Annotated in this window: 1 rRNA gene; it reads left to right on the forward strand. The window is 38.2% G+C overall.

Going from position 1 to position 241, the window contains the following annotated elements:
- Window positions 1-128: 128 nt before the first annotated feature.
- Window positions 129-241, forward strand: a 23S ribosomal RNA gene (locus M3166_RS19260); the annotation flags it as partial.

Below are 241 nucleotides of genomic sequence, written 5' to 3' on the forward strand. Positions count from 1 at the left end.
GTTCTTTGAAAACTGGATAAAACGACATTGAAAGCAATAAATCAAATTTCTATTTTATAGATTTTTAAACAAGTCAAGCAATTGACGTGTAAACTTAAATCTTGGATTTTATCCAAGTGTTAACTTTTGGTTAAGTTAATAAGGGCGCACGGTGGATGCCTTGGCACTAGGAGTCGATGAAGGACGGCACTAACACCGATATGCCTCGGGGAGCTGTAAGTAAGCTTTGATCCGGGGATTT

Origin of the sequence: Solibacillus isronensis, from assembly GCF_023715405.1 — a bacterium.
Lineage (GTDB): Bacteria > Bacillota > Bacilli > Bacillales_A > Planococcaceae > Solibacillus > Solibacillus isronensis_B.